Below are 25,770 nucleotides of genomic sequence, written 5' to 3'. Positions count from 1 at the left end.
TCGAGCCGACCCTTCATGGACGGTCAGCGCCATACCCGACTGAAAGGTGAGATGAGGTGCGTTTACGCTCCGCTTGTGGTCCAGACGTCGGCCAGCAGACCGTCGAGGGTCCACGTGGCCCCGGGCTCAAAGCAGAGCTGATCCATCAAGCGCGTGTTGACCACGCGCCATACGCCCGCCTTGCTGATCCGGAAAATATCGGCGAGTTTTCCGCCGACGGACAGCCTCGAAGAATACGCATCCGGGTCCTCGTCGACGTAGCCGACAACGCCTTGGTCCACGAACGCGCCGCCGTCCTCCAGGGCGTCCGCCTCCTCCGGCAGAGCCAGCAGGTAGGCGTCCCGGTCGACGGCGCGCAGGCGGTGGAGTCCCGTGCTGCCGGGGAAAGTCGTCCGGGAAACGGAATACACCTGGCCCACGAATCTGAATCCGTGGTCACGGATCATCGTGTCCCGCTCGGCCACGCTGGCGGTGTAGAAGTAACCGTCGATCGGGGTGGCCAGTTCGTAGAGCTCGGCCAACTGGGGCGAGGTCACCGGAGGGTCGACCGCAGCCGTGTGCGATGCGGTCAGGGGCGAGGCGTCCACGGGCGATGCTGCCTGGGTCAGGCCGACGGTCATGGCCGCCGCGATAATCGCCAGTGGAGTCACGCGCCGCCGAGTTGTCGACATTACAGCCGCCTTTCATGTGCCGCTCGTCGCGGCGTGATGTCCAGGTGAGTTGGATGAGCGGTTGCCGCCCGACCTGCTCGGGCGACGACTCCCTCCGGTGGATCGCCGACTAGAGCCAACGCGTGCAGTAGGTGTTCGACATGTGGGAACATGCCCGGACGGACTTTCCGACCCTGCTCATCATCACGGTGTAGACGGCACACGAATATCCGTCGAAGACGCTCGCGGTCCTGGTTCTGGTGCCGGCCGGGGTGAGCCCTTCGTGCCAGATCTCCCCGCTGAAAGTGCAGTCCCCGCTGTTGATCTCGTGTACGTCCGTCCAACTGGCATTGCACGCCGGAGAGTAAGAGAGGCGGACCAGGAAATCGTGACTGCCCACATAATCGACGTACTGGTAGTCGGCCGGGCTCTGCATGTCGGCGGAGCATCCTGTGGCGTTAGGGTCCTTGCCCGCGCAGGTGTTGCCCCAGCAGGTGGCCGCAACCTTGGCCGGACCCGCCTGCAGCTGTGCGTGGGCGGGGGCGCCGAGGCCGAACAGGATTACCATGACGCCGGCCAATGTGCCAACGATTGTGGTGAGCCGCTGGTGCATTCCATTTCTCCCTTGGTGATTTGAGCGTGCTCGTGACATGCGGGCAGATCAACAGAAGTCGCCGGAACGGCATTCGAGTGGAGATGAGTTCGGTGGTCTGTTTGACTCCGGACCTTTCCTGCCCCTGACGATCATCGACCGATTTGCATGGTGAGCGGGAAAGGTCAGGAACCGGCGTATGCCGGGCATATTCCGGCAGCCGGAGCCGGTCATCGTCATACTGGAGGAGGAACCGGCTGCCGGGACCCGTTCGCCTAGCGTGCGCCGATGCTGGATGCCTTGCCCTGAACTACGTCTGATGCGTCAGTCCACATATACGTTCAGAATCCAGTAATCGTACCCGGTACCTGCGGCCATATGACTGCAGTAATAATCTATGATTTCTCCGCGCGCGAGCAGGTCCTGACCGGTGAGTTCGCAGGCCAGCTGATTTGACCAGCTGCTGTGCCTGTACCAGAGATTCATGACCGAGGCGTCGCTGCCAGACGGTTTCGTAAGGACAGCTTGCGTCGTCGCATTGGCGGTTCCCGCCGATGCGAAACCGATTCCGACCGTCAGTGCGATGGCTGCGAAGATCTTTTTAGCCACGACTCTCCCTTTTCTTCCGCGCCCATGAAGATGTGTTCCGCCACCCTTGCGCACGGGCTTGACTCGACACCTCAAATTATTGATAGGGAGACGACAAATCCAAGGGCATTGACCGGGCAATAGCCGGACAACAGCCGGGCATGTCATATGCCAACCTCTTCATGGAGACCTTCAACGGCGAGGGCTATATGGCCTGACCTGGTGGCGAGTCGGCGGATGGCCGTCCAAGCGCACCAGGATGGTGCTGGCCTGTCGTTGACGATCACGTCCACGGACGTGGTGCATGAATCGATCTTCGCGTGATCCTGTTTCTGCAGGTCAAGCCGTGAGTGTCTGCGGGAGTTGGCCGATAGCCGGCGACGACACACACCGACTTGGTAGTGCGACAAGATCGGAGTGGACGTCAAAAGCAGCCAGACTCACCTCCTGTCTCCCGATGGCCGGCTCTTGGTCCACAGCCGCGGACGAGACCCGATCCTGGCCCAGGTGCGACTACGCCGCGACGGGCCTCCTCAACAGCTCCGCCGCCCTCGATCTGGGAAGCGTGTCCCGATGAGAGGCTTGGCCGCCTGGTCGTTCACGGGCACCAGTTCCTTGCCTGGCGAAGCACTCCCCGGTGGGCGACGCTAGGGGTCGGGCTATGACTGGGATTCGTCCGTGGCTGCCGATAGGGCATTCCCCGGCACGAGACGGCAGAGCTGCGTCCGGATGGTCTCGACGTCGACTCCTCGTTCCTCTGTCCGGTCGAGACCCAGTGAGGTCAGTATGCTCAGGGCCTGCGTCCAGTTGTCGCGAGCCTGGTCGTGCCGGCCGAGCGCGGCGTGAGCGTGGGCGAGACCATCGTGGGCGCGGGCCTGATCGCTCGGTTGATCAAGATTTGAGGCAAGCTGGAGTGCCTGCAGGTGGCTGTCCAGCGCCTGATCGGCTCGACCGCGCTCGTGGTGGAGTCGGCCCATGCCGTGGATGGCTTCGAACTGCCAGTTGCGGTCGCCGATCTCGCATGCGCGGTCCAGCGCAAGCTGGTAACAGTCGTGGGCCTCCTGGTACTCCCCGTGGGCGCGGTGCAGGTGGCCGAGGGCTGTGAGACTGTCGAGCTCGCCGACCCGATGCCCGGTACGCTGCGCCAGGTCCAGGGCACGCGTGAACAAGTCGGTGGCCAGCTCGTAGTCCCCCTGTCCCAGATGGATGCGTCCGAGGCTGTTCAGCGCTCGAAGCGCACCGGTTTGGTGGCCAATCGTCTCGGCGATGTCGACAGCTCGCGTCAGGTCCTCGATGGCCTGCTTGTGCTCGCCCATGATCCGATGGACTTTGCCGGAACCGATCAACGCCTCTAGTTTGCCCGTCGGATGGTCGATCGCCTCAGCGATGCGCAGCGCCTGCGAACAGCACTCGCCAGCCCGGCTGAACCGTCCTTGCAGTCCATGGATCATGCCCAGTGTGTTCAGCGCTCGGAGTTCGCCGGAGCGGTGTCCGATGGCGCGGGCGATGGTCAGGGCAGAGGTAATCTCTTCGATGGCTGCTTGGTGCCCGCCCTGTAAGTGGTGAATCGCGCCGAGTGCGATGAGTGCTTCCATCTCGCCCGTACGGTCTGTGACGGCCTGGGCGGCTGACAGCGCCCGTGCGTGGAGGGTTTTGGCTTCGGCCCAGCGGCCCCTGGCACGTACCCATACGTGCAGAGTGGTCGATAAGTGCCGGACGTGCGGGAACAAGCCATTTTCGGCGGCGTGCCCGGCAAGAGAGAGCAGGTTGACCAGTTCCGCCTCCAGCCAGATGGTGGCTGCTGCGGCGTCGGGCAAACAGACGCCTCCCGAGGACGGGTGGCGCGGCCGGGTGCCGGCTTCGAAGGGGTAGAGGCGGTCCATCGCCGCCGAGACGGTGCGGCTGTAGTGGTTCAGCAGCCGGTCTAGTGCGGCGCGCCGGTCGGGCTCAGCCTGTTCGCCGACCCCCTTTTCGCGAGCATGGGTGCGAATCAGGTCGTGGAACCGGTAGCGGCCTGGAACCGGCTCTTGCAGCAGGTGGACCTCCTGCAACTGGTTGAGCAAGCGTTCGGCCTGCTCAGCGGTGGTGGACAGCAGCGCGGCGGCCGCATCAGGGCTGATGTCCATCCCGGCGTACAAACCCAGCAGCTGGTAGGTGCGCTGCTCTTCGGCGGACAGCTCGCGGTAGGACAGGTCGAGTGCGGCGGTGACACTGCGCTGGCCGGCGCGCAGTTCGCTCAACCGGCGTTGATGTTCTTCCAGCCGGTCGAGCAGATGCGTCACGCTCCAGGAAGGGTGGGCCTTCAGCCGGGCCGCGGCCAGGCGGATCGCAAGCGGCAACAGCCCGCATCGCCGCACCACTTCGGCCAGCGCCCGATCCGGGACGTCCGCGATGCGTTCGGGCCCGACGATACGGGAAAACAATGCGATCGCATCCTCAGACGGCAACACATCCACCGACAGCATGCGGGCGTCGTCCAATCCGGTCAGCCGCCGTCGGCTGGTGATCAGTACCAGGCAGCCGCCGGCGCCCGCCAGCAGCGGCCGGACCTGCGCCTCATCGGTAGCGTTGTCCAGCACGATGAGCATCTTGCGGCCGGCCAGAACGCTGCGATAGAGAGCCGCCCGATCATCGAGGTCCGGGGGGATCGCCTCGCCGGGCACACCCAGCATCCCGAGCAAGCGAGCGAGTGTGTCGGCCGGATCTGCCGGAGCCACGCCCTGAGCGTAACCGTGCAGGTCGACGAACAGCTCCCCGTCGGGAAAACGGGGAGCCAGCTGATGGGCGGCATGTACGGCGAGCGCGGTCTTGCCGACCCCAGCCATGCCGTCGATGGCGGTGATCACCACCGTAGCCGCGTCCCCAACCTGATCCAGCAGGACCATCTCTTGTGTCCGGCCGACGAACGCGGCTACATCGGCAGGCAGTTGCCGCGGCCTCGTGCGCATCGGGGCCGAAGGTGGCGGAGTCACATTGGCGGCGGCCATCAAGATCGCGAGTTCCGCGTCGTTCAGGCTCAACGCCTCGGCCAGCGACCTTATCGACGTGGTGCGCGGCCGTCGCAGCTCCCCCGTCTCCAGCCGGCGGACGGTACGCACGTTGAGCTCGGCCTGTGCTGCCAACTGTTCCTGGGTCAGCAGCGCCCGCCGCCGCCAGGTGCGCAGCAACACGTCCAGGGCCGGTTCGTCCGTCGGGGACATGAACGCATCTCCCGGTTCGTCTGCCTCGATAGGAGGAGCCTATGCCATGGACCCCAAGATCTGTGGGTGACGAGTGGGGGGACACCGCTACGCCGACTCGCACGCTCCCGGCGTCCCTCAGGCCACCAGGTTCGAGAACGTCCCTGGTCACGGTGCGACGGCTCAGGTCGACGGACGCCGGGTCGTGGTGGGCAACACGAAGCTGATGCAGGCCGAAGGCATCGACCTCGGCGTGCTGACCTCCCGGCGCGAGGAACTGGCCGCCGGCGGACGTACCGCGGTCATCGCCGCCGTGGACGGCCGCGCGGCCGGAGTGATCGGTATCGCCGACGCTGCCCGCGACAGCTCCGCGGCCGCGGTGGCCGCGCTGCACGAGGCCGGCGTGGAGATCGTCATGCTGACCGGCGACAGCGAGGCCACCGCCCGGCGGATCGCCGATCAGCTCGGCATCGACGCGGTGATCGCCGAGGTGTTGCCGGGCGACAAGGCCGCCAAGATCACCGAGCTGCAGCGCGGCGGACGCAAGGTCGCGATGGTGGCGAACCTGGGCTGGGCCATCGGCTACAACACCATCGCGCTGCCGATCGCGGCCGGCGTCTTCGAACCCGCCTTCGGCCTCGTACTGCGCCCAGAGATCGCCGCCCTGTCGATGTCCGGATCGAGCTTCATCGTCGCCGTCAACGCACTCGCCCTCAAAGGGCTCCGCCTGCCCCGCCCTACCGCTGCCGGAGACTGAGCGCCGAGTTAGTGGTCCCGCCCGTAAGTCCTTCGGGGGTCAGTGGCTGGGGCGTTGTCAAGCGCTGTGCTGCGGCGGCGGAGCACGGTGATGACGAGCACTGGTCCGATGGCGAGCAGGAGAGCGAGCGCCGCGTAACCGTAGGTGAGGCTGGTGAGGGTGGCGATGGCGGCGACCAGGAGCGGGCCGCCCGCGTCGCCGAGTTCGCGTCCCAGCTCGGCCGCGCCCATGGTCTGGCCGAGGCGTGCGGTGGGAGTGGAGGCTGCGAGGGCGGCGAACCCGAGGGGGGTGATCAGGCCGGTCCCGGCGCCGATCAGGGCGGCGCTGGACAGGAGGCCTGGCAGTCCCGGCATCATGGCGCAGGCCAGGCCGGCGGCGGCGAGAAACAGTCCTGCGGTGATGCCGCCGCGCGCGGTGATGCGACCCTCGTCGAGGGCGCGTCCGGCTTTGGGCTGGACGAGGGCGGCGCAGGCGGCGAGTACCGACACCGCGGCTCCGGTGGCGATGGTGCCCAGGCCGGCCGCGGCTCCGGTGACGGGCAGGAATCCCACGCCGACCGACAGAGCGGCGCTCGCCGCGGCCAGCGCCGCGGTCGGGCCCAGGAAGGCCGGTTCGGTAAGGCGCCTGGCCAGATCGAGTACCGTTTGCCGGGTCTTGGGCAGTGGAGGTACGGCCGGGACGGCGAGCGCGGCCCAGGCGGCGACCGCAATGCCGAGTACCGCCAGTACCGCGAACAGCAGCCGCATGCCTGCGGCCCAAACCAGCACGCCTCCGAGCAGCGGGCCGAGGGTGTAGCCGATGGACTTGTAAAAGCCGTAGGAGCCGAAGGCGCGGCCGTGCTTGGCCGCCGGGTTGAGGCGCGCGACAAGGGCGGAGGCTGAAGGGGAGAAGGCGGAAGCTGCGGCGCCTTGACCCAGGCGGGCGGCCCAGAGCCAGCCGGGACTGTCGGCGATGGCGTAGGCCGCCGAGGCGGCGGCGAAGGCGATGAGGCCGCCCAGCAGGACCGGGCGGGCGCCGATGCGGTCGGCGAGCGCGCCGAACAGCGGCTTGAGCAGCACCTCGGCCCCGTCGTACAGGGCCAGCAGGCCGCCCAGCACCATCAGCGAGGTGACCGCGTCCTCGGAGAAGCCGCCGAGGTTGGCGGCGATGCCGTGAGCGCCGAAGGCGGTGGTGAATCCGGCCGCGTACAGCGGCCACATCTGGCGGCGCGGCGCCACCTGGGGAGCATCTGCCGAGCTCACAGGCTCTCCTGTGACGTCTGGTGGAGGGCGGTGAACACCTTCTCCGCGTAGTCCTCGCAGGCCGCTGTGCACTGCTTGAGCCGCTCGGCGGCCTCGGCCGCCTCGGGCGCCCCGAACACGTCCCGGGCTGTCAGGTCCCGGTGCCAGCGCCGTAGCCGTTCCAGGCTCTGCTCCTCTTCCTCGAGCTCGGCCAGCGTGAACTTGGCGTTGCGGATCTCCTTGGCCAGTTCGGCGTCGAACTTGCCGCAGTCGGCCAGGAACTCGGCCCAGTCCGCGGACCGTGCGGCGGTGAACAGCGCGTGCAGGCGGGCGGCGTCGTCGGGTCCACGTCCGGACGCGCGCATGGTGATGGCCTGACCGTTGGCCTGTTCGGTCAGCTCCAGCGCGCGTGCCAGGCCGTGGGCGAAGACGGGCACGTCCGGTACGGTCCAAACGCCCTGGCCGAGCGGCAGTGCGCCGATCTTGCGCAGTTCCCGCCAGGCTGCCACGCGGTGCCGCGATGGCTGGGCGGGCAGTTTGATCAGCAGGATCAGCCAGCTGACCTCCGAACCATCTGTCACATAGAAGAATGTAACAGCCATTACATTCATATGGTAGAGGCCGCTGCAGGGCGGACGTCCGCCGGATCAACCCGGGGCGGTCATGCGGTGAGCGCTCCGGTGCCGAGCAGTGCGAGCAGCAGTGTTCCGATGACGATCCGGTAGATGACGAAGGCGTTGAAGGAGTGCCGGGCGACATACCTCAGCAGCCAGGCGATGGAGGCGTAGGCGACGACGAAGGACACGGCGGTGCCCACGATGAGCGGCACGGGACCGGCGCCGCATGGTCATGGCTGCCACCTCGCGCGTTCCTCGATCATCGATGGAACAGGGAGATTCACCAGTGTGGCTGCCGCCGTGGATCTCCCCATCACCTCAGGTCGAGCACACCCTCGGGACCCAAGCCGGAAACGTGGACCGTTCAGTCCCGGTCTTTAGACCCTTTAGTCCTGTCGTGACCCGGTCATACGGGGACGCGCCATCGCGGCCGCGTCCCGCTTCCTTCCGGGATCTCAAACTCCACGGCGCCGCCCAGTTGGCGGGCTCGTCTCGAGGCCGCCCCGCGCATCCCTGGCCACGGTCTCACACGGGTGATCCAGGGGGTACGAGGCGAGTGGACGCGGCCTGCGCGTATGGCCGATTATGGGGCAATGTCGCTCCGCACGTACGAGGCCGATCTGTTCGAGAGCTTTCGGGGCCGCTTGGAGGCGATCGCCTACCGACTGCTGGGATCGGCCGGTGATGCGGAGGACGCGGTGCAGGATACGTACCTGCGCTGGCATGCGGCGGACCGGGAACGGATCGAGACGCCCGAAGCGTGGCTGACGAAGGTGCTCACCAATCTCTGCCTCAACCGGCTCACCTCGGCGCGGGCCAGGCGGGAGACCTACGTGGGGCAGTGGCTTCCTGAGCCAGTGCTGGACGGAGATCGAATGCTCGGTCCCGCCGACACCTTCGAGCAGCGGGAGTCGGTCTCCATGGCGATGCTCACCCTGATGGAGCGGCTGTCCCCCAATGAGCGCGTGGTGTATGTGCTGCGCGAGGCGTTCGGGTACGCGCACCGCGAGATCGCGGAGATCATGGACATCACCGAGTCGAACTGCCAGCAGATCTACCGGCGTGCCAAGCAGCATCTGGCCGTCGAACGATCCCGCACGGAGGTCGATGCGGCCGCCGCGCGGAAGATCGTCGAGGAGTTTCTCGCCGCGGCCCTCAGCGGCGACACCGAGCCGCTGATCCGGCTGCTCGCCGACGACGCGGTCAGCGTGGCCGACGGCGGCGGCAAGGTCGTCGCCCGGAGGACCCCGATCATCGGAGCGATGGGCATCGCCCAGTACCTGCGTGGCATGTTCCAGCCGAGCGACTCCAAGCGAGCCCTGGTCGGTGGCAATCCCGCCTTCTACGCCGTCGTCGTCAACGGCGGTCCTGCCGTGCTGGTCGAGGTCGGCGAGCAGATCATCGGCGTGGTCTGCCTCGATGCGACCCCCGACGGCCTCGCCTCGGTCCACATCCAGGTCAACCCCGACAAACTTCAGCGCATCGCGCGCCAGTGGACGGCCGCTGGACCTCATCGCCCGCTGATGAGGACTTGGTGACCCAGATCACCCTCGTTCGCTGTCAGGGATCGCGCGCCTGTCCGGTTCAGGAGGTGAAAGCAACCAGATAGGAGCGAGCCATGAAGCACCGCATCGTCGTCCTGGGAGCCGGGTACGCCGGAGCCAACACCGCCGGTCGCCTCGCCAAGCGGCTGCGCCGCGACGACGTCGAGATCACCCTGGTCAACGGCGACCCGGAGTTCGTCGAACGGATACGCATGCACCAGCTCGCGAGCGGGCAAGATCTGCATCCCCGCCCGCTGCGCGAACTCTTTGCGGGCACCGGCGTACAGGTCCGGACCGCGCGGGTCACCGCTGTCGATGTGGAAGGCAAGACCGTCGATCTCGGCGGTGAGACCCTCGCCTATGACACCCTCGTGTACGCCCTGGGCAGCGCCATCGCCGATCACGGCGTCCAAGGTGTCGCAGAGCACGCCAACAACGTGGCCGGCAAGCAGGCCGCTCTCCGGCTGCGGGCGCGACTGAGCGAGGTGAAGCCCGGCGGGACCGTGCTGATCGTGGGCGGCGGCCTGACCAGCATCGAGGCAGCCACCGAGATCGCCGAAGCCCACCCGGACCTTGAGGTCGCGATCGCCGCCCGCGGCCGCGTCGGCGGCTGGCTCAGCGACAAGGCCCAGCGCCACTTGCGCAACGCCTTGGACCGGCTGGGCATCACGGTCCACGATCATGCCGACATCACGCGCGTCGAAGCGAACGGCGTGGTCACCGGTGCAGGCAGAAAGATCCGGGCCCAGGTGACCGTGTGGACCGCGGGTTTCACCGTGCACCCGATCGCGGCCGCCACCACGCTTGAGGTGTCCGACAGCGGCCAAATCGTCGTCGACGCCGGCATGCGATCGGTCTCGCACCCCGATGTGTACGCCGTCGGCGACGCCGCGCTCGCCCAAGGAGCGGGTGGCAAGCCGCTGCGGATGTCCTGCGCCTCGGCAAACCCGATGGCGTGGCTGGCAGCCGACGTCATCGCCGCGCGCTTGACCGGTCGCAAGGTTCCCGAGACCACGATCGGCTACTCCGTGCAGTGCATCAGCCTCGGACGCCGCGATGGAATCATCCAGCGCCTGACCTCCGACGATCAGGTCACGTCCACCGTCATCACGGGCCGGACCGCCGCCCGCATCAAGGAGATGATCTGCGCCAGCGCGGCCTGGAGCGTCTCCCACCCGACCATGATGATGCCGAGCCGTCGCCGCCCCCTCGCGGTCACCGACGCAGCGGAGACCCGACTCCTCACCCGGTCATGACGAAGAGCGTTGCCGGCGTGGAGTTGCCGGGCGAACGTCCTTGCCCGCTCGCCCGGCCGCTGAGTACGAGGGAACTGCTCGGGCCGTTCCCTGCCGCTGACGCGGCTGCACCACGGCGGATCCGCTCACCGCTGGAGCGCAGCCAGCAGCGTGGCCAGCACTGGTGAGTACGAAGACCAGGTCTGGTTCAACGGCACCACCGAGGGCATCTGCGACCTTCACATCACCAATGCCTGATCGCATACCAGCGGCATATCGGCAGTCGAACCGTCAGCCCCCGAAGAACTTACGACTGCGGCCACTGAGCAGCAGCGACGGGTGTTGATCGATATCTACGAGTTCTCCGCGTGGCCCAGCAGGCGGGACGACCTCTTCGGCCGAGACGATCGCCCCGTGAGAAGAGGTCCAAGGCCCCACAGCGGCCGGGCCATATGCCCCTGTCGTGCCCCGCTGTCATCGCCGCAGAGTGATGAGGAGGGAGGTGCATGATGGGACTCGCGACTCAGTGGGTGGCACTTCGCGTGCGACGGTACTGGCTGGGGCGGAATCCACTGCGCCGTCGCTCCGACCGGCTGGAGGCGGCAGGCGTGGCCGCCACGTTGATTCTGCTGCTGTTCAGCGTCTGGCCCGCCGTCGTCATGGGGCGGCTGGCCTACGAGAACGGCCTGCAGGCCGAGCGAGCCGGTCCCGGCATCCGCCAGCAGGTGACAGCGACCCTTGTGCAGGACGCGCCGGACACCGTTCCTGTCGGGGGCAATGACAATGGCACGGCGCCAGAATCACACGCTGCCGCGCGGTGGGCGACACCGTCCGGCGAGCAGAAGATGGGCCGGGTGGCGGTGCCCACCGGCGCGAAAGCGGGTACGTCCGTGAAGGTATGGATCGACGGCCGGGGCGAGCTGACCAGATCGCCGGCGAGTCACGCGGAAACACTGGCGGGCGCTGTGACCACGACGCTCCTGGTCATCGCTGGAGCGGCCACCACGCTGACGTTGGGCTTCCGGGGCTTCAGGTGGTTGCTGGACAGAGGACGGTACGCCGCATGGGACGCATCCTGGGCCAAGGCGTGCGGGCGGTGGCGACGCTTGTCGTAGACCGCCCCGCCGCTCCTGCTGCGTGAGCCGGCTCATGGGCACATCCGTGGAATCGTGACCCGCCTGACGCTGCCGCCGATGTGAAGAAGCGGACACCGGATTGTCACCCCGCTGGGGCCGCCTGGGCGAGCCGTCGGACGTGGTGGACGTGGTGGTCTGACTGTGCGGCCCGGACGCGCGCCGGCTGACGGGCCAGCGCCTGCACGCCACCGGCGGCCTCGCCTGACGACGGGTCCCGGCGGCGGCTACGGCAGCGATCCCGCCCGCCGCGCGCATGAGTCATCCGTCAGGTGAGAATCAATGCACGACCAACCCACGGCTCAGGCGCGACCCGGAGGGATCCCTCACCTGGTCGCCACATCCTGCACGCCTATTCGTCAACGGGGAGCCGCGGCGCCGGGAACAGATCGCCGACCAGCAAGGTCGCCTCGTGCATGGCGATGGCGAGGATGTCGTCGTCGGTGGCCTCGGTGCCCTGCGCGGCGAGCACGGCGTTGTGCACGCTCAGCAGGGCCATGCGGATGCGCAGCCGGTCCGTCAGCGGCGAGTCGGGGCCGAGGAGAAGCTTCGTGGCCCTGTCGACCCGCTCCAGCGGGCCGCCCTGCCGCAGCGGCATCACCGTGCGCAGCGCGGCATGGTTGGCGGCGGCGAACCGCATGGTCCGCAGCCCTTGCCTGGCACCCTGGGCGATCCAGCGGCCCAGGAACTCGGAGGACAGTTCGGGAGTGAGTGGCTGGCCTGCGGCCCAGTCCAGCAGGTCGTCGAGCGCGCGCATGTTCTCCTGGAAGAGGCTGAGGATGATCGCCTCTTTGCTGTCGAAATGGTAGTAGAGGGCCGCCTTGGTGATGCCGATCTGCTCGGCGATCTCGCGCATCGAGGTGGCATCGTAGCCGCGCTCGGTGAACAGCGTCAGCGCGGCCCGCTGGATGTCGGCCCGCGTCTGGCTGCCCCTACGTCGCGGGGCCGTCGCCTGCTGTGTCTCTGTCATCGCTCTTCCTGCTCCCAAGCTCGGCTTCTCAGGAGTTTACTCCCACTTGCTTACCGGCCGGTCAGCAAGTATCTTACTAACCGGCCGGTAGGCGAGGTGGCCGTGGCAAAGCCCGTGATCGCGGGTCAGGCGGTCGCCCGCGCGCGAGGACACCGATGAAAGCGATCCGCAGGTGACCGGGCGTCTGCCGACCTGACATGGCCGAAGGCGACTGTGATCGCCGCGATCGAGACAGGAAGGGCCGATATGGGGTTGCGAGTTGTGGGAGCGGGGCTTCCGCGTACGGGGACGACGTCGCTGAAGAAGGCGCTGGAGCGGCTGCTCGGGGCGCCCTGCTATCACATGCGGGAGTTGTTCGGGCGGCCGGACGACGCCGCGGTCTGGCGCGACGCCTGCGCGGGCGCCATGCCGGACTGGCAGCGGTTCCTCGCCGGATACGCCGCCGGGGTGGACTGGCCGGTGTCGTGGTTCTGGCGCGAGTTGTCGGCCGAGTACCCGGACGCGCTGGTGCTGCTGTCCCGGCGGGAAAGCGCCGAGCGCTGGTATCAGAGCATGGACCGGACGGTGCTGGAAGGGGCGCGCCGCCTGACGAGCGGGAACTTCGACGGCGCGCGGCCGCCGATGGGCGCCCATCTCACCCCCGAACAGGCCGGCGCCATGCAGGGGATGATCGGGGCCCTGTTCGGCGGCGCGTTCGACGACCCCCACGACCGCGACAAGGTCATCGCGGCCTACGAGCGGCACCTCGCCGAGGTCCGCGCCACCGTCCCGGCGCACCGGCTGCTGGAATGGCAGCCGGCCGACGGCTGGGAGCCGTTGTGCGCCGCACTCGACCTCCCGATCCCCGACGAGCCGTTCCCCCACGAGAACACCACGGCCGACATGCGGGCCCGGATCAGCGACATCAACAGCCCCTGATGCCGGCGAGGAGGGACAGCCCGGCCCGGGCCGCCGCGTCGGGCCCCCTTGCGCGAGACGAATCTGATCAAGAAACGTCTTTCGCGGCACTGGGATCAGGCCGCGAAGCTGGTGAACGACCACGGCAGCTGGGCGGTGCTGATAGTCCGCCTGATCGCCCCCGTACAGAGTTTCGCGCCTCCCATGGCAGGCGCGGTGGGCATGCCCTACCGCAGATTCCTGCCCGGTGGTCCTGGGCGTACTCCCTGTCCGGCGCCGGGCCGGCCGCGCAGAACGTCGCCGCCTCCGCCACCTCGATGACCCCGCAAGCGCTGCGTGCCCTCCCCGAAGCAGCCCAGCACCTGTTCCAGCAAGCCGTCACCGACGGCATCACCACCCTGTTCACCTGGGGCGCGGCCGTAACCGCCGCCGGCATCGTCCTGGCCCTCTTCATCCGCCAGGTCCCGCTGCGCAGCACCGCCACACCAGCCGCCAGTCCCGATGCCGAGCCGGTCACGGCCGCCAGGTGGTGAACCACGTGCACACCGCTGGCGGGTCCGCTCAGCTGAGGAGTCCCGCGAGCTGGGCCATCTCGGTGGGTGGGTCGATCACCGGCTGGATGAGCAGTTCGTCGATGCCGGCCTGTTCCAGGGTGGTGATGCGGGCCCGGAGGTCGTTGCGGGTGCCGACCAAGGCCAGGGTGCTCATCAGTGAGGGCAGGATCAGGTCCCGGTCCTCCGGTGCGATGCGTCCGAGGTAGTTGGGGTAGAGCTTGGTGTGCCGGTCGGGTGCGGTGGCGGTGGTGCCGCGGCGGTCGAGGAGTCGCCGCACCGCCTCGCGTTCCTCGGGGCCGAGTTGCTCGGCCAAGGCGCGTGCGTCGGCGGCGGTGTCGGCGGCGAAGGCCAGCAGCGACAGGACGATGTGGCCAGTTGCGTCCCGGGCCGCGTCGCCGTAGGGGTCCTCGTCCTCGTCGAGTATGTGCAGCGCGGTGACCACGTAGGAGTCCGTGCGGGAGTCGGGGTCGCGTGGCGTGTCGTGAGCGGCGTGGCGGCGGGCGTCATGAAGTGCTTGCCAGGCGGTGGGGTCCAGCAGTCCGAAGGAGATCAGGCCGGTGCCGCGGCGGCCGGCGACGGCGGCGGCCTTCGGTCCTAGCAGCGCGGCCACGACGAACTCGATCGGGTCGGCCGTGTTCGCGTGCGCCCCGGTGTGCAGGAATCGGACGTTGCGGACTCGGTCGCCTTCGCGGTACTCGATGGTGCGTCCGGCGCACAGGTCCTGCAGTGCGGCGGTGAAGTTCTCCATCGTGGCTGCCGTGGTCGGCCGCATGCCCAGCGTGCGCCGGGCGGTGTTTCCGGTGCCGATCCCGCAGATGATCCGGCCTGGCGCCAGGGCATTGAGGCTGGCGAACGCGCTCGCGGCGGCCGGGGCCGAGCGCAGCGCCGGTGAGGTCACGCCGATGCCGAGCCTGATGCGGCTGGTGGCCTTCGCACACAGTCCAAGGGCGACGAAGGGGTCACCGTGGACCATCGGGGTGTCGTTGAGCCAGAAACTGTGCAGGCCCAGCTCCTCGGCCTGTACGGCGAGGTCCTCCACACCGGGGTGTGCGGTGACCACGACGCCTGCACGCATCAAAACCTCCAAGGCGCAAAGAATCGAACGTACTCAGCCTGACACCAGACGGTGGATCGAGCACGTCGAGGTCGATTGGACAGTCGGCGCCGAGCGGTTGCGGGTGTCGTACGGCGACATCGAAGGCGGAACCCGACAACTCAACCTGAACACCGACAGGTTCAACTGCAACCGACAACGGCAAGTGGATCGCGACCCCGTCATCGCAACTGGTGCATTCGACCGCTACCGGACCGCGTCGCTTTGGTCGAACGATCGAGATGACGAGATCGTCGGACGGTGAGATGGGGACGCTCTTCCGCTCGGCCTCGCCGTCATTGCTGTCCCGCTCAGGTTGGCATCAGGATGTCGCCGTGATGGACCACTTCGATCAGGCTGCTGGAGTGATCTCAAGATCCGTACGCTCCTCGTACGTGATCACGGGCATCCGGCTGCCATCGGTGGCAGCGGGTGGCACACCCGGAACGCGAAAGGACCCGCGTTTCCGCAGGTCCTGACGCATCTTGCGATGTCGATCTCGCGGTACGTCCTGCACCGCGAGTCGGACCACCGCGCCAAGCCCGCCCAGCTCACCTGGCGGCACGGGTGGCCACTGCGATCAGCGCCGTTTCGTGAGCGTCAGTGGAGGGCTCCTGGCCACTCCCCGGGGTGTGGACGGATGGCCTCAGACGCGGGTCCAGCGCTGGTTGGCTCCTCCGGTGCAGGTCCAGATCTGCACCTTGGTGCCGTTGGCGGTGCCGGCTCCGCTGACGTCCAGGCACTTGTTCGCCCCCACCGCCGTGACGGTGCCGTCGGCGTTGAGGCGCCATTTCTGGTTGCTCTGCCCGTTGCAGTCCCAGATGATCACCGCGGTGCCGTCCGCCGTCCCCGCCCCGTTCACATCCAGGCACTTGCCGCCGTAGACCCGCAGCTCACCCGCGGCGGTCGACGTCCACTGCTGGTTCGACTGCCCGTTGCAGTCCCAGATCTGCGCCTGCGCACCGTTGGCCTGCGAAGCGCCGTTGACGTCGAGGCACCGCCCAGACCCCACACCTCGCAGCGCACTCGTGCTCCCCGAAGGCTGGCCCTGGGGACCGGCGGACGCCATCACGGCCTGGGCGCCAGCCGGCCAGGTGCCGTTGGTGACGGTGACATTGTTGTTCACCACATTGCCGCGGTCGCCGTTGGTCACGTTGGTGCTGCCGTTGGTCGACCAGTTGCCGGTGACGGTGAAGTTCCCCATGTTCTCGCCGCCCCAGTAGTTGGCGGTGGCCCAGGTACCGGTATTCGAGAGGACGTTGTCGGTGACGGAGTAGTACTTCGAGCCCTCGTCGAAGTAGATCCCGAACCAGCCGTTGGTCCGCAGGCAGTGGTTGCCGCTGATCAACGCGTTCGGGTTCCACGACAGCGTGTAGATACATCCACCATCGGTCATCTGCTGCATGACGTCATGGACGTAATTGCCGATGAGCTGGTTGCCGGACGCGGTGGTGGGAGTGGTGTAGCGCGGCTGGTAGTTGTACAGGCCGCGGTTGGCGTAGTTGTTGCTGCCGCCCGGCTCGTTGGCGCCCCAGCCGTACCCGATCGACATGCCGGTGTACGGCAGGTTGTAGACCTCGTTGTGTGACACGTTGGTGTTGGTGACGTAGGTGGTCAGGACCGAGACGACGCCCCGGTAGTCCAGGCCGAGGTCGTGGATGCGGTTGTTGCTGACGGTGATGTTCCGGTTGACCATTCGCTGGTCACTGGGGTGGTGCGCGTCGGCGCGCACGCCGCCGACCACGATGCCGCCGGCCGAGCTCTGGGCGATCTCGGACCGCGTGATCGTGATGTCACTGGCGCCCAGGCCGACACCGCTGGCGTGCGCGTTGGCGTCGTTGCCGACGCCAACGGCCGTCTGACCGAGGTTGACGAACTGGGAGTCGGTGAAGGTGACGTTGTTGGCCGCGGAAACTTGTACGGCCGCCGGCATCTGGTACCAGTTCGGCCGCGCGGCCTCGAACTGCTGGCAGCCCTCCTGGCAGGAGGTCAGCCTGTCGGCGGGCCAGTTCCAGTTGCCCGCGATGTAGGCGCCGGTCTGCTCGTCCGCGTAGCCCTGGTTGCTGCTGGGTCCGAGCCAGGTCGTGCCGGTGAATGTGATCCCGCTGAACGTGATGTGGTGCGCGGGCGCGTCGTAGGTGCCTCCGACGTTCACCAGAGACTGGAGAAGCGGCAGCTCGACGCTGACACTGCTCATGTTCTGCCCGGCAGCCGGGATGTAGTACAGGACGCCGGTCCCGGGGTTGATGTACCACTCCCCCGGCGCGTCCAGGAACTCGTACGCGTTCTCCACGTACAGCGGACCCGCCCGGTGCGGCTGCGTGAAGGTGTCGTACCCGAAGGTGTTGTTGTTCCAGCCGGGCTGCTGCATCGTGATGAAGTTCCCGCTGATGCTCTGCACCGTCACGTAGCGGTCGGTGAACGAGCCCACGCTCTCCATCTCGACCCGGTTCTGGTTGGCCAGGTTGTTCAGATAGCTCAGCGCGCTGTTGCCGAACCTCAGCCCGGTGCTGCCGGCGGTGAAGTCTGACCGGTTCACGGCTGTACGCGCCCGCGTGGCGATGGCGCCGTTGACGTACAGCTGCCGGGTGTCGATCCCGGCGCCGACGTTGGCGCGCCAGATGTTCTTCCCTGAATCGGCCACGGTCCATCCGGTGACCGCCCTGGCTCCGCTGATGACGGGATGGGCGCCCGCCGCGGCCTGCCATTTGACGGAGTAGCCGTTGTTTCCTGAATCGGCGGCGGCCAGCCGGAGCGGCGCGGAGAGCCGGTACACCCCGTCGGCCAGTTCCACGACGATGTCACCGGACATCGCGCCGTTCAGCGAACGTACCGCCGTCTGTGCCGAGGCCAGCGAGCACGGCTGGGCGGAGGTGCAGGCGGTGCCGGTCCCCGCGGGTGACGCGTACAGGGTCGTGGTGGCCGCGAGGGCCGGGAGGGCGGGGGCGACGAGGGCGAACGCCGCGGCCAGCACCGCGGCGATGATGCCGATCAGAATCGGTCTCAGCGCCATGACGGGCGAAGATGACAGCACGGTGGTTCCTTCGGGGGTACGGGTTTGGCCAGGTCACGCCCTGCTGCTCGGGCAGGTGACGCCCTTCTGAGGGTCATCGCTTCTAATTACGTTGTGAGTATGGATAACCGTCAAGCCCTTAAGCCCGCTTATTTCATCATTCGCACACCAAAATCGTAGCCCTAGTTAGCCGCTTTCCTTCTTCACCAGCGGATATGCTTGCCACCGCCCACGCCCGCGCAGATCGCCCTCGCATGAACCGTTCATATGTGTCGTACTAATCGGCACAACGTCTGAGCTTGGGAGGGCAACCTCATCAGTCATACTTTGCGGGGAACGGCGAGGAGGAAGCACGGTGACCGACACCCCGCGCGAGAGCGGATACCGGCCGGGTTACGAGGTGGCCGCCGAGCAGGTACTGGAATTCATCGTCCGGCTCGGCCTGCGCCCGGGCGACCGCATGCCGACCGAGAACGAGCTGGCACGGCAACTGGGCACCAGCCGCACCGTGGTACGCGAGGCGGTGAAGATACTCTCCGCGCTCGGCCGGGTACGCGCCCAGAAGGGCCGCGGCCTGTACGTGGCCGACGACGAGGGGATGTTCGGCACCGGGCGCTGGGCGTCCTTCTTCCTCCCCACAGACCTCGACCACGTCTACATGCTGTTCGAGTTCCGCCGGGCGCAGGAGATGGAGACCAGCCGGTTGGCCGCCCGCCGCGCCACCCCTGCCGAGCTGAGGGCCATCGAGGACGCGGCCGGCGTGTGCCGCCACGGCTTCGAGACCGGACGCGAGGAACTGTTCAACGAGGGCGACGACACCTTTCACACCGCCATCGCCACGGCCTCGCACAACATCTTCCTCCAGGTCACGGTGCGGGAGGCCCGCAGGCTGCAGGCGCAGTCGAACCTCATCGGGCTGCGCGGCTCGGTGGGCGGGCACGCCGCCAAAGCCGTCGACGAGCACGACACCATCTATCAGGCCATCCGCGCCGGCGACCCGGAAGCGGCCGCCCAGGCCGCCGCCACGCACATCGACAACACCCTCGACGACTACCGACGGGAGATCCAGCAGCGCCTCTTCTCCTCATCCCAGTGATCCGCCCGGCGATCGGCCATCCGGACCGGTTCGTCCATCTGGGAACCGACAGGACGTGATCAGGCGAGCCGGCGGCGGATGAACGTTTCATCGAGCCCGACTCGGCGGGAGTGCGACCATCGCCGAGGACAAGAGCCTGGCGATTCTCGACGACCCGTCGTCACACGGCGCGTGATGGGGTCCGGCATGGCCGACGTCGCCGCTCGCCTGACCGGGCTGGACACCATGGAGCAGCTGCGCGCACTGGTCATCAACACCGTCCGGCACATGGGCCGAACGGAGTGGGCCCCGTGAGACGGGCCACCTCGCCCGGGCGCTCGGAACGATTCGATTGACCGACAGTGAAAGTTTCATCGCGGGACGTCAGTGTTGACCACGGCCGCTTCCCCTGATCAGACGCAGGAGCGACGAGTCGTCTCGGGCGAGGGCCCCTCGATGCCGAAAAGCCCGGGCCTTGACAGGGCTTGTCACGGTCATATTGGCTCCGCTGCACCGTCGCCTCCAGCCGACCGGAAGAAAGGAGAGATCCGATTACGGCGGCGTTGAGTGAGCGCTAACACCTTGGGATTCGACCGGCCGGCTGATGCGCGCAGGGCAGGCGAATTTCGATCGGCAGTACACGGCGCGCCGTCGACCCGGTATTCATCGGGCCAGAGACCAGAACCGCCGGCCGCCGACGCCCTCACCCCGGAAAAGGTGAAGGAAATGGTTTCCCATCTACGTGTGTCACCACGAGAACGGCAAAGGAATTTGCGTGATGTCGAGGCTTAGATCGCTCTTCACCGCTATCGCGTCCATGGCACTGCTCGTCGTCCTGGCCACGGTGCATACGGCGCTGGGCGACAGCGCCACCACGCCGCTCGCAGAACAGAGCGCCCTCGCGGCCACCGCGGGATGCGGCAAAACTCCGACGCTCAGAAGCGGTACCCAGTCGATTACGACCAGCGGGAAAAATCGCAGCTACATCCTGAGGATTCCGGACAACTACAACAACGCCACCCCCTATCGGTTGATCTTCGGGTTCCACTGGAATGGCGGCACCGCCAACGATGTCGACGGGGGCGGAACCAGTGGGTACCCCTGGTCCTACTACGGGCTCAGGGCACTGTCGAACAACACCGCGATCTTCGTCGCGCCTCAGGGCTTCAACAACGGCTGGGCCAACTCGGGCGGTGAGGACGTCACCTTCGTCGACGACATGATCCGCCGGATCGAGGCGGACCTCTGTGTGGACACCTCCCAGCGCTTCGCCTTGGGCTTCAGCTACGGCGGCGGCATGAGCTACGCGCTTGCGTGCGCCCGGGCGACGGTCTTTCGCGCGGTGGCGGTCTACTCCGGCGGGCAGCTCAGCGGGTGCAGCGGCGGCAACGAGCCCGTCGCGTACATCGGGCTGCACGGCCTCAGGGATCCGGTGCTCAACATCTCCACGGGCCGGTCGCTGCGTGACAGGTTCGTCAGGAACAATGGCTGCACGTCCCAGAACCCGCCGGAGCCGGCGCAGGGAAGCCTGACGCATATCGTCACCTACTACTCCGGGTGCCGGGCGGGGTATCCGGTCGCATGGGCGGCGTTCGACGCAGGCCACACCCCCGGCCCCGTGGACGGGAAGCCTGGCGACCTCGAACCCGGCGAGAACTCCTGGACCAGGCCAGTGGTGTGGAATTTCTTCGCGCAGTTCGGAGGCAGCGACCCGAATCCGACGCCGACCCCTACGGGTAATCCGCCGACGACGGGCGCGCTCAAGGGAGTGGGGTCTGGGCGGTGCCTCGACGTCAACGGCGCTTCGCAGACCAACGGCACGCAGGTGCAGATCTGGGACTGCAACGGCCAGTCGAACCAGCAGTGGGCCTCCGCCAGTTCCGGTGAGCTGCGGGTCTACGGCGGCAAGTGCCTGGATGTGAACGGGGCCGGGACGGCGGACGGCACCGCGGTGATCATCTGGGACTGCAACGGGCAGAGCAACCAGAAATGGCGCCTCAACGCCGACGGCACCGTCACGGCGGTGGGGGCGAACAAGTGCCTGGACGTCAGCGGAGCCGGCACCGCCAACGGCACCAAGGTGCAGATCTGGACCTGCACCGGAGGAACCAACCAGCGCTGGACCCGCGTCTGACAGCCTGTGCCGGCTGACGACAACCAGCAGATTCGCCCTCAACGGCATGGCTTGCACCGAAACCTCCTAGTGTCGTACGTCCGCAACCTCGGCGACTGATCCGAAGGGACATGCCGCGACACATTCGGGCCCGTTCCGGCGGTGGAGATCCGGCTCTGACGCGGAACGGGCTCGCGGTCGTTCTGCAGGCGGAGAGGCCATGGGCGGCGAAGGGCACCTGCCGCAGCCAGGTGGCGGTGAGGCAGGTGATCGCTTTCATGGTCCGTAGGCGTCGTGGAAGGCCGGGGCGGGAGCGGCCAGTCGGATGCGGTGGCGTTCGCTCATGCGGGTTCTCACTGGGCGTCGTAGGCTTGCTGCTGGATCTGCAGGTACCGCTGGAGGCCGAGGCCGTTGAGGCCTTCCAGGTACGACGCCCAGTCCTCGTCGCTGTCGACGTTCTTCTTCCCGGTCACGAACTCCAGGCTGGACTGGGCCACGTAGTTCTGGATGTTGGTCTGCAACGTCGCCGCTTCGCCCGCTACGTCGGTGCCGAGCCAGAGGTTCCAGTACGGGAAGATCTGGTCCTCGGGTTCCTTGCCCTCGTACAGCTTGGTGGCCTCGAACAACCTGCGCTCGAAGCCCGCCGGGTCGTAGATGTCGGTCGGCTGGACCTGGGCGTCGCGGAACTCTCTGCGGCTGTTGTACTGCGTGAGCGCTCCCCATGCGGCGTTGGGCGGCGGCGCGTCCGGGTCGGCGGGGATCACTTCGTACAGCGGCTTCAGATTCTTGTCGAGTGCCACGTCCGTGTTTTGCTGTCAATACTCCGCGTTCACGCGGACTCACGCCACAGCAGCCGCAACCGGACGACGTGCCGGATGGGCGCCACGTCGGCGAAGTCGGCCGCGGCCAGCGCGTCGACCACGTCCAGCGCCCGGGCGGCGATGGCCTGGCGGTCGAGCGAGATCGTGCTCAGCGTCGGATGCACGGCCTCGCCCAGGCTGAGGCCGTCGATGCCGAGAATCCGCACCTGGTCCGGCACCCTGACACCGAGAGTATGCGCGCCTTGCACGGCGCCGATGGCCATCAGGTCGTTGAACACCAGAACCGCGTCCAGGTGCGGATGGGCCCGAATGAGCTCGATGAAAGCCCGCGAGCCGCCCGAGATGGACTCCTCCCCGACGACCACGGCCTTGGGCCGGCCGGGTCCGATGAGCTCTTCGAAATCGCGGCGGCGCTGCGAAGGAACGTAGATGGGGGACGAGCGGAGAGAGTAGCCCGAGTCGATCATTCCTAGGCTACGGGCGCCCTTGGCGCGCAACGCCTGAATCGCCTCCTCGATCCCCGAACGGAGGTCGAGCTCCACCGAGTGCGTCCGTTCCATGCGGGCGGGTGGCTCCAGCACCACCATGGGAATGCCGCCCCGGGCCTTCTCCAGTTGCGTCTCGGGCGACATGAAGTGCCCGACGAAGACGTCCACCTGCGAGGCCAACATGCGCAGCGCCGCGCTCTCGCCTTCCGACTCGCTCGAGGCCATCACGACCTGCCAGCCGCGGGAGGCGGCACAGCCCAGCAGATCTCCGGCGATCTCGGTGTAGTACGGATTGCGGAAAGACGCGACCACGAAGCCGAGCGCGCGCGTCTTCTGCCGCGCCACCAGGTTGCGGGCGAATCGGCTCGGGCGATATCCCAGCTTCGCGCTGGCCTCCAGGACCCGCTTCTTCGTCTCGCTGCTGATGTCGTCCATGTCGTTGAGCGCCCTGGACACGGTCTGACGGGAGACCCCGGCGAGTGCCGCCACATCGTGGATCGTCACCCGCTTGGCCAACGCTGCCCCTGGTCTCTTGTGGTCCGGCGGCACCGGCGATCACTCGGCCGGGACACCTGCTTCTCCACCCTACGGCGTGCGACGTCGAGAGCGCGATCAGCCTGGACGAACAGGCGTGAGGACTGCGGCGTGCACGGTTCGAGCCTGGGTGGGTCAGGACAACGGGACGCGACCCGTCGAGTCGCGGACGCTGAGGGTCGTCGCCAGCTGGAGGTGCCGGAAGGCGGGCTGGACCCCGTCCGCCATGCCGAGGACGGTCTCGACGGCCATTCGGCCCATGCCGACGAGAGGCTGCCGGACGGATGTGAGGCGGGGCGTGGTCCACTCGGTCTGGGGCGTGTCGTCGAACCCGGTGACCGACAGCTCGGCCGGGACGGTGATGCGAAGCTCCTTGGCCGCGGCGAGGACCCCGACAGCGATCTCGTCGTTGCCCGCGACGACCGCGGTCGGCCGTTCGTCGAGCGCGAGGATGTCATGGCCGTGCCGGAGTCCCGCCTCTACGGAGAATGCCTCGTGGCGGATCAGTGTGCGGTCCGGCGTGACGCCTGCCGAGTCGAGCGCGGCCTGGTACCCGTGGAAGCGTTCCAGCGATGGGGCAGAGCCCAGCGGGCCGCCGATCCAGGCGATCCTGCGGTGGCCGAGCCCGATGACGTGCTCGGTTGCCGAGCGGCCGCCCGCCCAATTGGTGGAGCCGATGCTGACGAGACGTGATTCGGTCGTATCGATCGGGTCGATCGTCACGATAGGCACCTCGAGATCCTCCGCGGCGAGGATCACCGAGTCGGGCACAGCGACGGCGAGCGCGACGATACCGACGACACCGGACGCCTTCTGCTCCTCCATCCAGGCACGGGCCGCCGCACGGCTAGTGCTGATCGGCTCATCGGGCGGCAGGCGGAGGAGAAGCTCAGCCTGCGCCGAGGTCGCGGCCACGAGGATCCCCTGGAGGACCGTTCCGGCATAACGGGACTCCACGATGTCGAGCACAGTGACGATGGTCCGGTCCCGTGTTCGCTCGTGTCGCGCCGCCGTCGGCTTGTAGCCGATCTGCGCCATGGCTCTGAGAACAAGCTCACGCGTGTTCGCCCCCACATCGCTGCGCCCGTTGAGGACCTTTGAGGCGGTCGCCGGCGAGACGCCGGCCAGTCGGGCGACATCCGCCAAGGTCGCTCGCTCGGAACTGCCTCGCCGTCGCATCAGGCTCCCTTCGGGGCTTCGAAACTATTTCGAATCTACCACGGACCCCTAGCCACCGGTTGCTGCCAGGCATTCTCTCTCGTCCACCCGTTGACACGGTACAGATGCACGACCTAGTGTCCTCGCAGTAACGAACAAGTTGCGAAATTTTTTCGTACCCCTCAGGACGAGAGGAGAGGCTCGATGCGGCTCTCCCAGAAGGCAAGGCTCCTTTCCGCAGCACTCGTGCCGATGTTCGCGCTGGCCGCGTGCTCGGGGGGCGCGGGCGGCGGCGGCAGCACAGCCGGCAGCGGCGGCGACCAACAGGTGAAGCTCACGGTCTGGAGCTGGGACGACACCGTCGCGGGGGCCGTTCCCGGCTTCCAGGCCGCGAACCCGAACATCAAGGTCGAGGTCGTCAACGCGGGTTCATCCCAAGACGAGTACAAGGCGCTCGACAACGCCATCCAGGCCGGTTCCGGTGTACCTGACCTCGCGATGTTCGAGTACTTCTCAGTGCCCTACTTCGCCATTCCCGGCAAGCTCGCCGATCTCGGAGAGTTCGGCGTCGACAACTTCAAGAAGGACTACGTCCCCGGCGCGTGGAGCGATGTTACGGTCAACGGCAAGGTCTACGCGCTGCCGTCCGATTACGGGCCGTCGGCGATGTTCTACAACACGGCCACTCTCAAGAAGGCCGGCATCAACAAGGCCCCGGCCACGTGGGACGAGTACTACGAGGCTGCCAAGAAGGTTCGTGCGCTCGGCGGCGACTCCTACATCGCCCAGGACACGGGAGACATCTTCTTCCTGCTCTCGCTCATCTGGCAGGCCGGCGGTCGCCCGTTCAAGGTGGACGGCACCAAAGTGCACATCGACTTCACGGACGAGGGCACGACCAAGGCCGTGGCCTTCTGGCAGAAGATGCTCGACGAGGGCCTGATCAACACCAAGATCACGGGATGGTCCGACGACTGGAACCGGACGCTCAACGACGGAAGCCTCGCCACCCAGACCATGGGCGGCTGGCTGACCTCGACGCTGCCGGAGCGCGCGCCGAAGGCCGCCGGTGACTTCAGAGTCGCGTTGATGCCGCAGTGGAAGCAGGGAGACAAGGTCGGAGCGGCGAACGGCGGGAGCTCCTTCGGCATCCCGGCGGCGGCCGAGCACAAGGACGCGGCTTTCAAGTTCCTCGAGTACTTCGCCCACGGCGGTGGTCTCTCCTCCCGCGTCGACGCGGGTGCCTTCGTGCCGAACACGTCGGTGTTGGAGAGCGAGGCGTTCCGTAGCAAGGGCAACCAGTACTTCGGCGGCCAGAAGGTCGGCGCCGTACTGGCTGAGGCCTCGGAGATCGTCGGGAGCGGCTGGCAGTACCCGCCGTTCTTCGAGTGGGCACGCTCGATCTACGGCGACCTCGCATCGCCGTTCTACACCACGGGCAAAGGCTCGCTCGCAGAGATCCTCGAACAGTGGAAGCAGCGCTGCATCCAGTACGGCAACGAGCAGGGCTTCCAAGTGGACTAGCGAGTCCTCGTCAGG

At 67.4% G+C, this 25,770-nt stretch carries 23 protein-coding genes; 10 read left to right on the top strand and 13 right to left on the bottom strand.

All coding sequences use genetic code 11. From position 1 onward, the window contains the following. Positions 1-62: 62 nt before the first annotated feature. The 4 genes from ACQPWU_RS08715 to ACQPWU_RS08700 all read right to left on the bottom strand — a co-directional run bounded on the left by ACQPWU_RS08715 (position 63) and on the right by ACQPWU_RS08700 (position 5,030). Positions 63-620: a hypothetical protein gene (locus ACQPWU_RS08715; RefSeq protein ID WP_433438266.1), complete on the bottom strand. Its 558-nt coding sequence runs from the start codon at positions 618-620 to the stop codon at positions 63-65. Positions 621-780: 160 nt separating this feature from the next. Beyond that, a complete protein-coding gene (locus ACQPWU_RS08710; RefSeq protein ID WP_433438264.1) occupies positions 781-1,218 on the bottom strand; it encodes a DUF2690 domain-containing protein in 438 nt (145 codons plus the stop codon). A 348-nt stretch (positions 1,219-1,566) separates the two neighbouring features. Then, the gene (locus tag ACQPWU_RS08705; protein ID WP_433438262.1) at positions 1,567-1,851 is read right to left on the bottom strand and encodes a hypothetical protein; all 285 of its coding nucleotides are present in this window, start codon (positions 1,849-1,851) and stop codon (positions 1,567-1,569) included. Positions 1,852-2,489: 638 nt separating this feature from the next. Continuing rightward, positions 2,490-5,030 (bottom strand): ATP-binding protein, encoded by a 2,541-nt coding sequence (locus ACQPWU_RS08700; RefSeq protein WP_433438260.1) that lies wholly within the window; start codon positions 5,028-5,030, stop codon positions 2,490-2,492. A 73-nt stretch (positions 5,031-5,103) separates the two neighbouring features. Here ACQPWU_RS08700 and ACQPWU_RS08695 point away from each other — a divergent pair, with 73 nt between their 5' ends. Further along, positions 5,104-5,766 carry an HAD-IC family P-type ATPase gene (locus tag ACQPWU_RS08695; RefSeq protein ID WP_433438258.1) on the top strand — a complete coding sequence of 221 codons (663 nt, stop codon included), beginning with the start codon at positions 5,104-5,106 and terminating at the stop codon, positions 5,764-5,766. 8 nt (positions 5,767-5,774) lie between these two features. Here the strand turns inward: ACQPWU_RS08695 and ACQPWU_RS08690 are convergent, their stop codons facing one another. The 3 genes from ACQPWU_RS08690 to ACQPWU_RS08680 form a co-directional block, all read right to left on the bottom strand. Then, positions 5,775-7,007: an MFS transporter gene (locus ACQPWU_RS08690; protein ID WP_433438257.1), complete on the bottom strand. Its 1,233-nt coding sequence runs from the start codon at positions 7,005-7,007 to the stop codon at positions 5,775-5,777. Further along, a complete protein-coding gene (locus tag ACQPWU_RS08685) occupies positions 7,004-7,567 on the bottom strand; it encodes a Chromate resistance protein ChrB (RefSeq protein WP_433438256.1) in 564 nt (187 codons plus the stop codon). The genes ACQPWU_RS08690 and ACQPWU_RS08685 overlap by 4 nt, the downstream gene beginning before the upstream one ends. An 80-nt stretch (positions 7,568-7,647) precedes the next feature. Next, the gene (locus ACQPWU_RS08680; RefSeq protein WP_433438254.1) at positions 7,648-7,815 is read right to left on the bottom strand and encodes an undecaprenyl-diphosphate phosphatase; all 168 of its coding nucleotides are present in this window, start codon (positions 7,813-7,815) and stop codon (positions 7,648-7,650) included. 381 nt (positions 7,816-8,196) lie between these two features. On the opposite strand from ACQPWU_RS08680, the gene ACQPWU_RS08675 reads away from it, so the two are divergent. The 3 genes from ACQPWU_RS08675 to ACQPWU_RS08665 all read left to right on the top strand — a co-directional run bounded on the left by ACQPWU_RS08675 (position 8,197) and on the right by ACQPWU_RS08665 (position 11,497). Continuing rightward, positions 8,197-9,141 carry an RNA polymerase sigma-70 factor gene (locus tag ACQPWU_RS08675; RefSeq protein WP_433438252.1) on the top strand — a complete coding sequence of 315 codons (945 nt, stop codon included), beginning with the start codon at positions 8,197-8,199 and terminating at the stop codon, positions 9,139-9,141. 80 nt (positions 9,142-9,221) lie between these two features. Next, the gene (locus tag ACQPWU_RS08670; RefSeq protein WP_433438250.1) at positions 9,222-10,403 is read left to right on the top strand and encodes an NAD(P)/FAD-dependent oxidoreductase; all 1,182 of its coding nucleotides are present in this window, start codon (positions 9,222-9,224) and stop codon (positions 10,401-10,403) included. A 485-nt stretch (positions 10,404-10,888) separates the two neighbouring features. Then, entirely contained in the window at positions 10,889-11,497 is a 609-nt protein-coding gene (locus tag ACQPWU_RS08665; protein WP_433438248.1) for an Rv1733c family protein, read from the top strand. A gap of 370 nt (positions 11,498-11,867) precedes the next feature. Here the strand turns inward: ACQPWU_RS08665 and ACQPWU_RS08660 are convergent, their stop codons facing one another. Beyond that, on the bottom strand, positions 11,868-12,485 hold the full coding sequence (locus tag ACQPWU_RS08660; RefSeq protein WP_433438247.1) for a TetR/AcrR family transcriptional regulator: 618 nt from the start codon (positions 12,483-12,485) through the stop codon (positions 11,868-11,870). 246 nt (positions 12,486-12,731) lie between these two features. Between ACQPWU_RS08660 and ACQPWU_RS08655 the strand changes: the two genes are divergently transcribed. Next, on the top strand, positions 12,732-13,403 hold the full coding sequence (locus tag ACQPWU_RS08655) for a sulfotransferase family protein (protein ID WP_433438246.1): 672 nt from the start codon (positions 12,732-12,734) through the stop codon (positions 13,401-13,403). 296 nt (positions 13,404-13,699) lie between these two features. After that, positions 13,700-13,915, top strand: coding sequence for a hypothetical protein (locus ACQPWU_RS08650; RefSeq protein WP_433438245.1), 216 nt, complete (start codon positions 13,700-13,702; stop codon positions 13,913-13,915). Positions 13,916-13,943: 28 nt separating this feature from the next. Here ACQPWU_RS08650 and ACQPWU_RS08645 read toward each other — a convergent pair whose 3' ends face one another. Next, entirely contained in the window at positions 13,944-15,011 is a 1,068-nt protein-coding gene (locus tag ACQPWU_RS08645; protein WP_433438244.1) for an LLM class flavin-dependent oxidoreductase, read from the bottom strand. Here ACQPWU_RS08645 and ACQPWU_RS08640 point away from each other — a divergent pair. Further along, the gene (locus tag ACQPWU_RS08640) at positions 14,989-15,294 is read left to right on the top strand and encodes a hypothetical protein (RefSeq protein WP_433438243.1); all 306 of its coding nucleotides are present in this window, start codon (positions 14,989-14,991) and stop codon (positions 15,292-15,294) included. The two genes, ACQPWU_RS08645 and ACQPWU_RS08640, sit on opposite strands and share 23 nt — an antisense overlap. Positions 15,295-15,675: 381 nt before the next feature. On the opposite strand, the gene ACQPWU_RS08635 is transcribed toward ACQPWU_RS08640, so the two are convergent. After that, positions 15,676-18,042, bottom strand: a complete 2,367-nt coding sequence (locus ACQPWU_RS08635; RefSeq protein ID WP_433438241.1) for a ricin-type beta-trefoil lectin domain protein — start codon at positions 18,040-18,042, stop codon at positions 15,676-15,678. Between the two features lie 355 nt (positions 18,043-18,397). Between ACQPWU_RS08635 and ACQPWU_RS08630 the strand changes: the two genes are divergently transcribed. Beyond that, a complete protein-coding gene (locus ACQPWU_RS08630; protein WP_433438240.1) occupies positions 18,398-19,138 on the top strand; it encodes a FadR/GntR family transcriptional regulator in 741 nt (246 codons plus the stop codon). Positions 19,139-19,895: 757 nt separating this feature from the next. Next, positions 19,896-21,251 (top strand): lectin, encoded by a 1,356-nt coding sequence (locus tag ACQPWU_RS08625; RefSeq protein WP_433438239.1) that lies wholly within the window; start codon positions 19,896-19,898, stop codon positions 21,249-21,251. A 332-nt stretch (positions 21,252-21,583) separates the two neighbouring features. Here the strand turns inward: ACQPWU_RS08625 and ACQPWU_RS08620 are convergent, their stop codons facing one another. The 3 genes from ACQPWU_RS08620 to ACQPWU_RS08610 form a co-directional block, all read right to left on the bottom strand. Continuing rightward, entirely contained in the window at positions 21,584-22,030 is a 447-nt protein-coding gene (locus ACQPWU_RS08620; protein WP_433438238.1) for a hypothetical protein, read from the bottom strand. 29 nt (positions 22,031-22,059) lie between these two features. Then, on the bottom strand, positions 22,060-23,055 hold the full coding sequence (locus tag ACQPWU_RS08615; RefSeq protein ID WP_433438237.1) for a LacI family DNA-binding transcriptional regulator: 996 nt from the start codon (positions 23,053-23,055) through the stop codon (positions 22,060-22,062). A 153-nt stretch (positions 23,056-23,208) separates the two neighbouring features. Further along, complete coding sequence (locus ACQPWU_RS08610) at positions 23,209-24,219, bottom strand: LacI family DNA-binding transcriptional regulator (RefSeq protein ID WP_433438236.1); 1,011 nt, start codon at positions 24,217-24,219, stop codon at positions 23,209-23,211. 216 nt (positions 24,220-24,435) lie between these two features. On the opposite strand from ACQPWU_RS08610, the gene ACQPWU_RS08605 reads away from it, so the two are divergent. After that, positions 24,436-25,755 (top strand): ABC transporter substrate-binding protein, encoded by a 1,320-nt coding sequence (locus ACQPWU_RS08605; RefSeq protein WP_433438235.1) that lies wholly within the window; start codon positions 24,436-24,438, stop codon positions 25,753-25,755. The last annotated feature ends 15 nt before the right edge of the window (positions 25,756-25,770 follow it).

It is taken from the genome of Nonomuraea sp. CA-141351, from assembly GCF_050944675.1.
Lineage (GTDB): Bacteria > Actinomycetota > Actinomycetes > Streptosporangiales > Streptosporangiaceae > Nonomuraea.
Note: the sequence above shows the minus strand (reverse complement) of the source record. Positions and strands in the feature narration are given on the sequence as shown.

What these genes read in the sequence shown, in the direction of transcription:
- ACQPWU_RS08675 (WP_433438252.1), top strand. Translation starts at nt 8,197, where the DNA reads ATGTCGCTCCGCACGTACGAGGCCGATCTGTTCGAGAGCTTTCGGGGC.
- ACQPWU_RS08700 (WP_433438260.1), bottom strand. Translation starts at nt 5,030, where the DNA reads ATGTCCCCGACGGACGAACCGGCCCTGGACGTGTTGCTGCGCACCTGG.
- ACQPWU_RS08715 (WP_433438266.1), bottom strand. Translation starts at nt 620, where the DNA reads ATGACCGTCGGCCTGACCCAGGCAGCATCGCCCGTGGACGCCTCGCCC.
- ACQPWU_RS08655 (WP_433438246.1), top strand. Translation starts at nt 12,732, where the DNA reads ATGGGGTTGCGAGTTGTGGGAGCGGGGCTTCCGCGTACGGGGACGACG.
- ACQPWU_RS08665 (WP_433438248.1), top strand. Translation starts at nt 10,889, where the DNA reads ATGATGGGACTCGCGACTCAGTGGGTGGCACTTCGCGTGCGACGGTAC.
- ACQPWU_RS08660 (WP_433438247.1), bottom strand. Translation starts at nt 12,485, where the DNA reads ATGACAGAGACACAGCAGGCGACGGCCCCGCGACGTAGGGGCAGCCAG.
- ACQPWU_RS08645 (WP_433438244.1), bottom strand. Translation starts at nt 15,011, where the DNA reads ATGCGTGCAGGCGTCGTGGTCACCGCACACCCCGGTGTGGAGGACCTC.
- ACQPWU_RS08710 (WP_433438264.1), bottom strand. Translation starts at nt 1,218, where the DNA reads ATGGTAATCCTGTTCGGCCTCGGCGCCCCCGCCCACGCACAGCTGCAG.
- ACQPWU_RS08650 (WP_433438245.1), top strand. Translation starts at nt 13,700, where the DNA reads ATGACCCCGCAAGCGCTGCGTGCCCTCCCCGAAGCAGCCCAGCACCTG.
- ACQPWU_RS08635 (WP_433438241.1), bottom strand. Translation starts at nt 18,042, where the DNA reads ATGGCGCTGAGACCGATTCTGATCGGCATCATCGCCGCGGTGCTGGCC.
- ACQPWU_RS08605 (WP_433438235.1), top strand. Translation starts at nt 24,436, where the DNA reads ATGCGGCTCTCCCAGAAGGCAAGGCTCCTTTCCGCAGCACTCGTGCCG.
- ACQPWU_RS08670 (WP_433438250.1), top strand. Translation starts at nt 9,222, where the DNA reads ATGAAGCACCGCATCGTCGTCCTGGGAGCCGGGTACGCCGGAGCCAAC.
- ACQPWU_RS08625 (WP_433438239.1), top strand. Translation starts at nt 19,896, where the DNA reads ATGTCGAGGCTTAGATCGCTCTTCACCGCTATCGCGTCCATGGCACTG.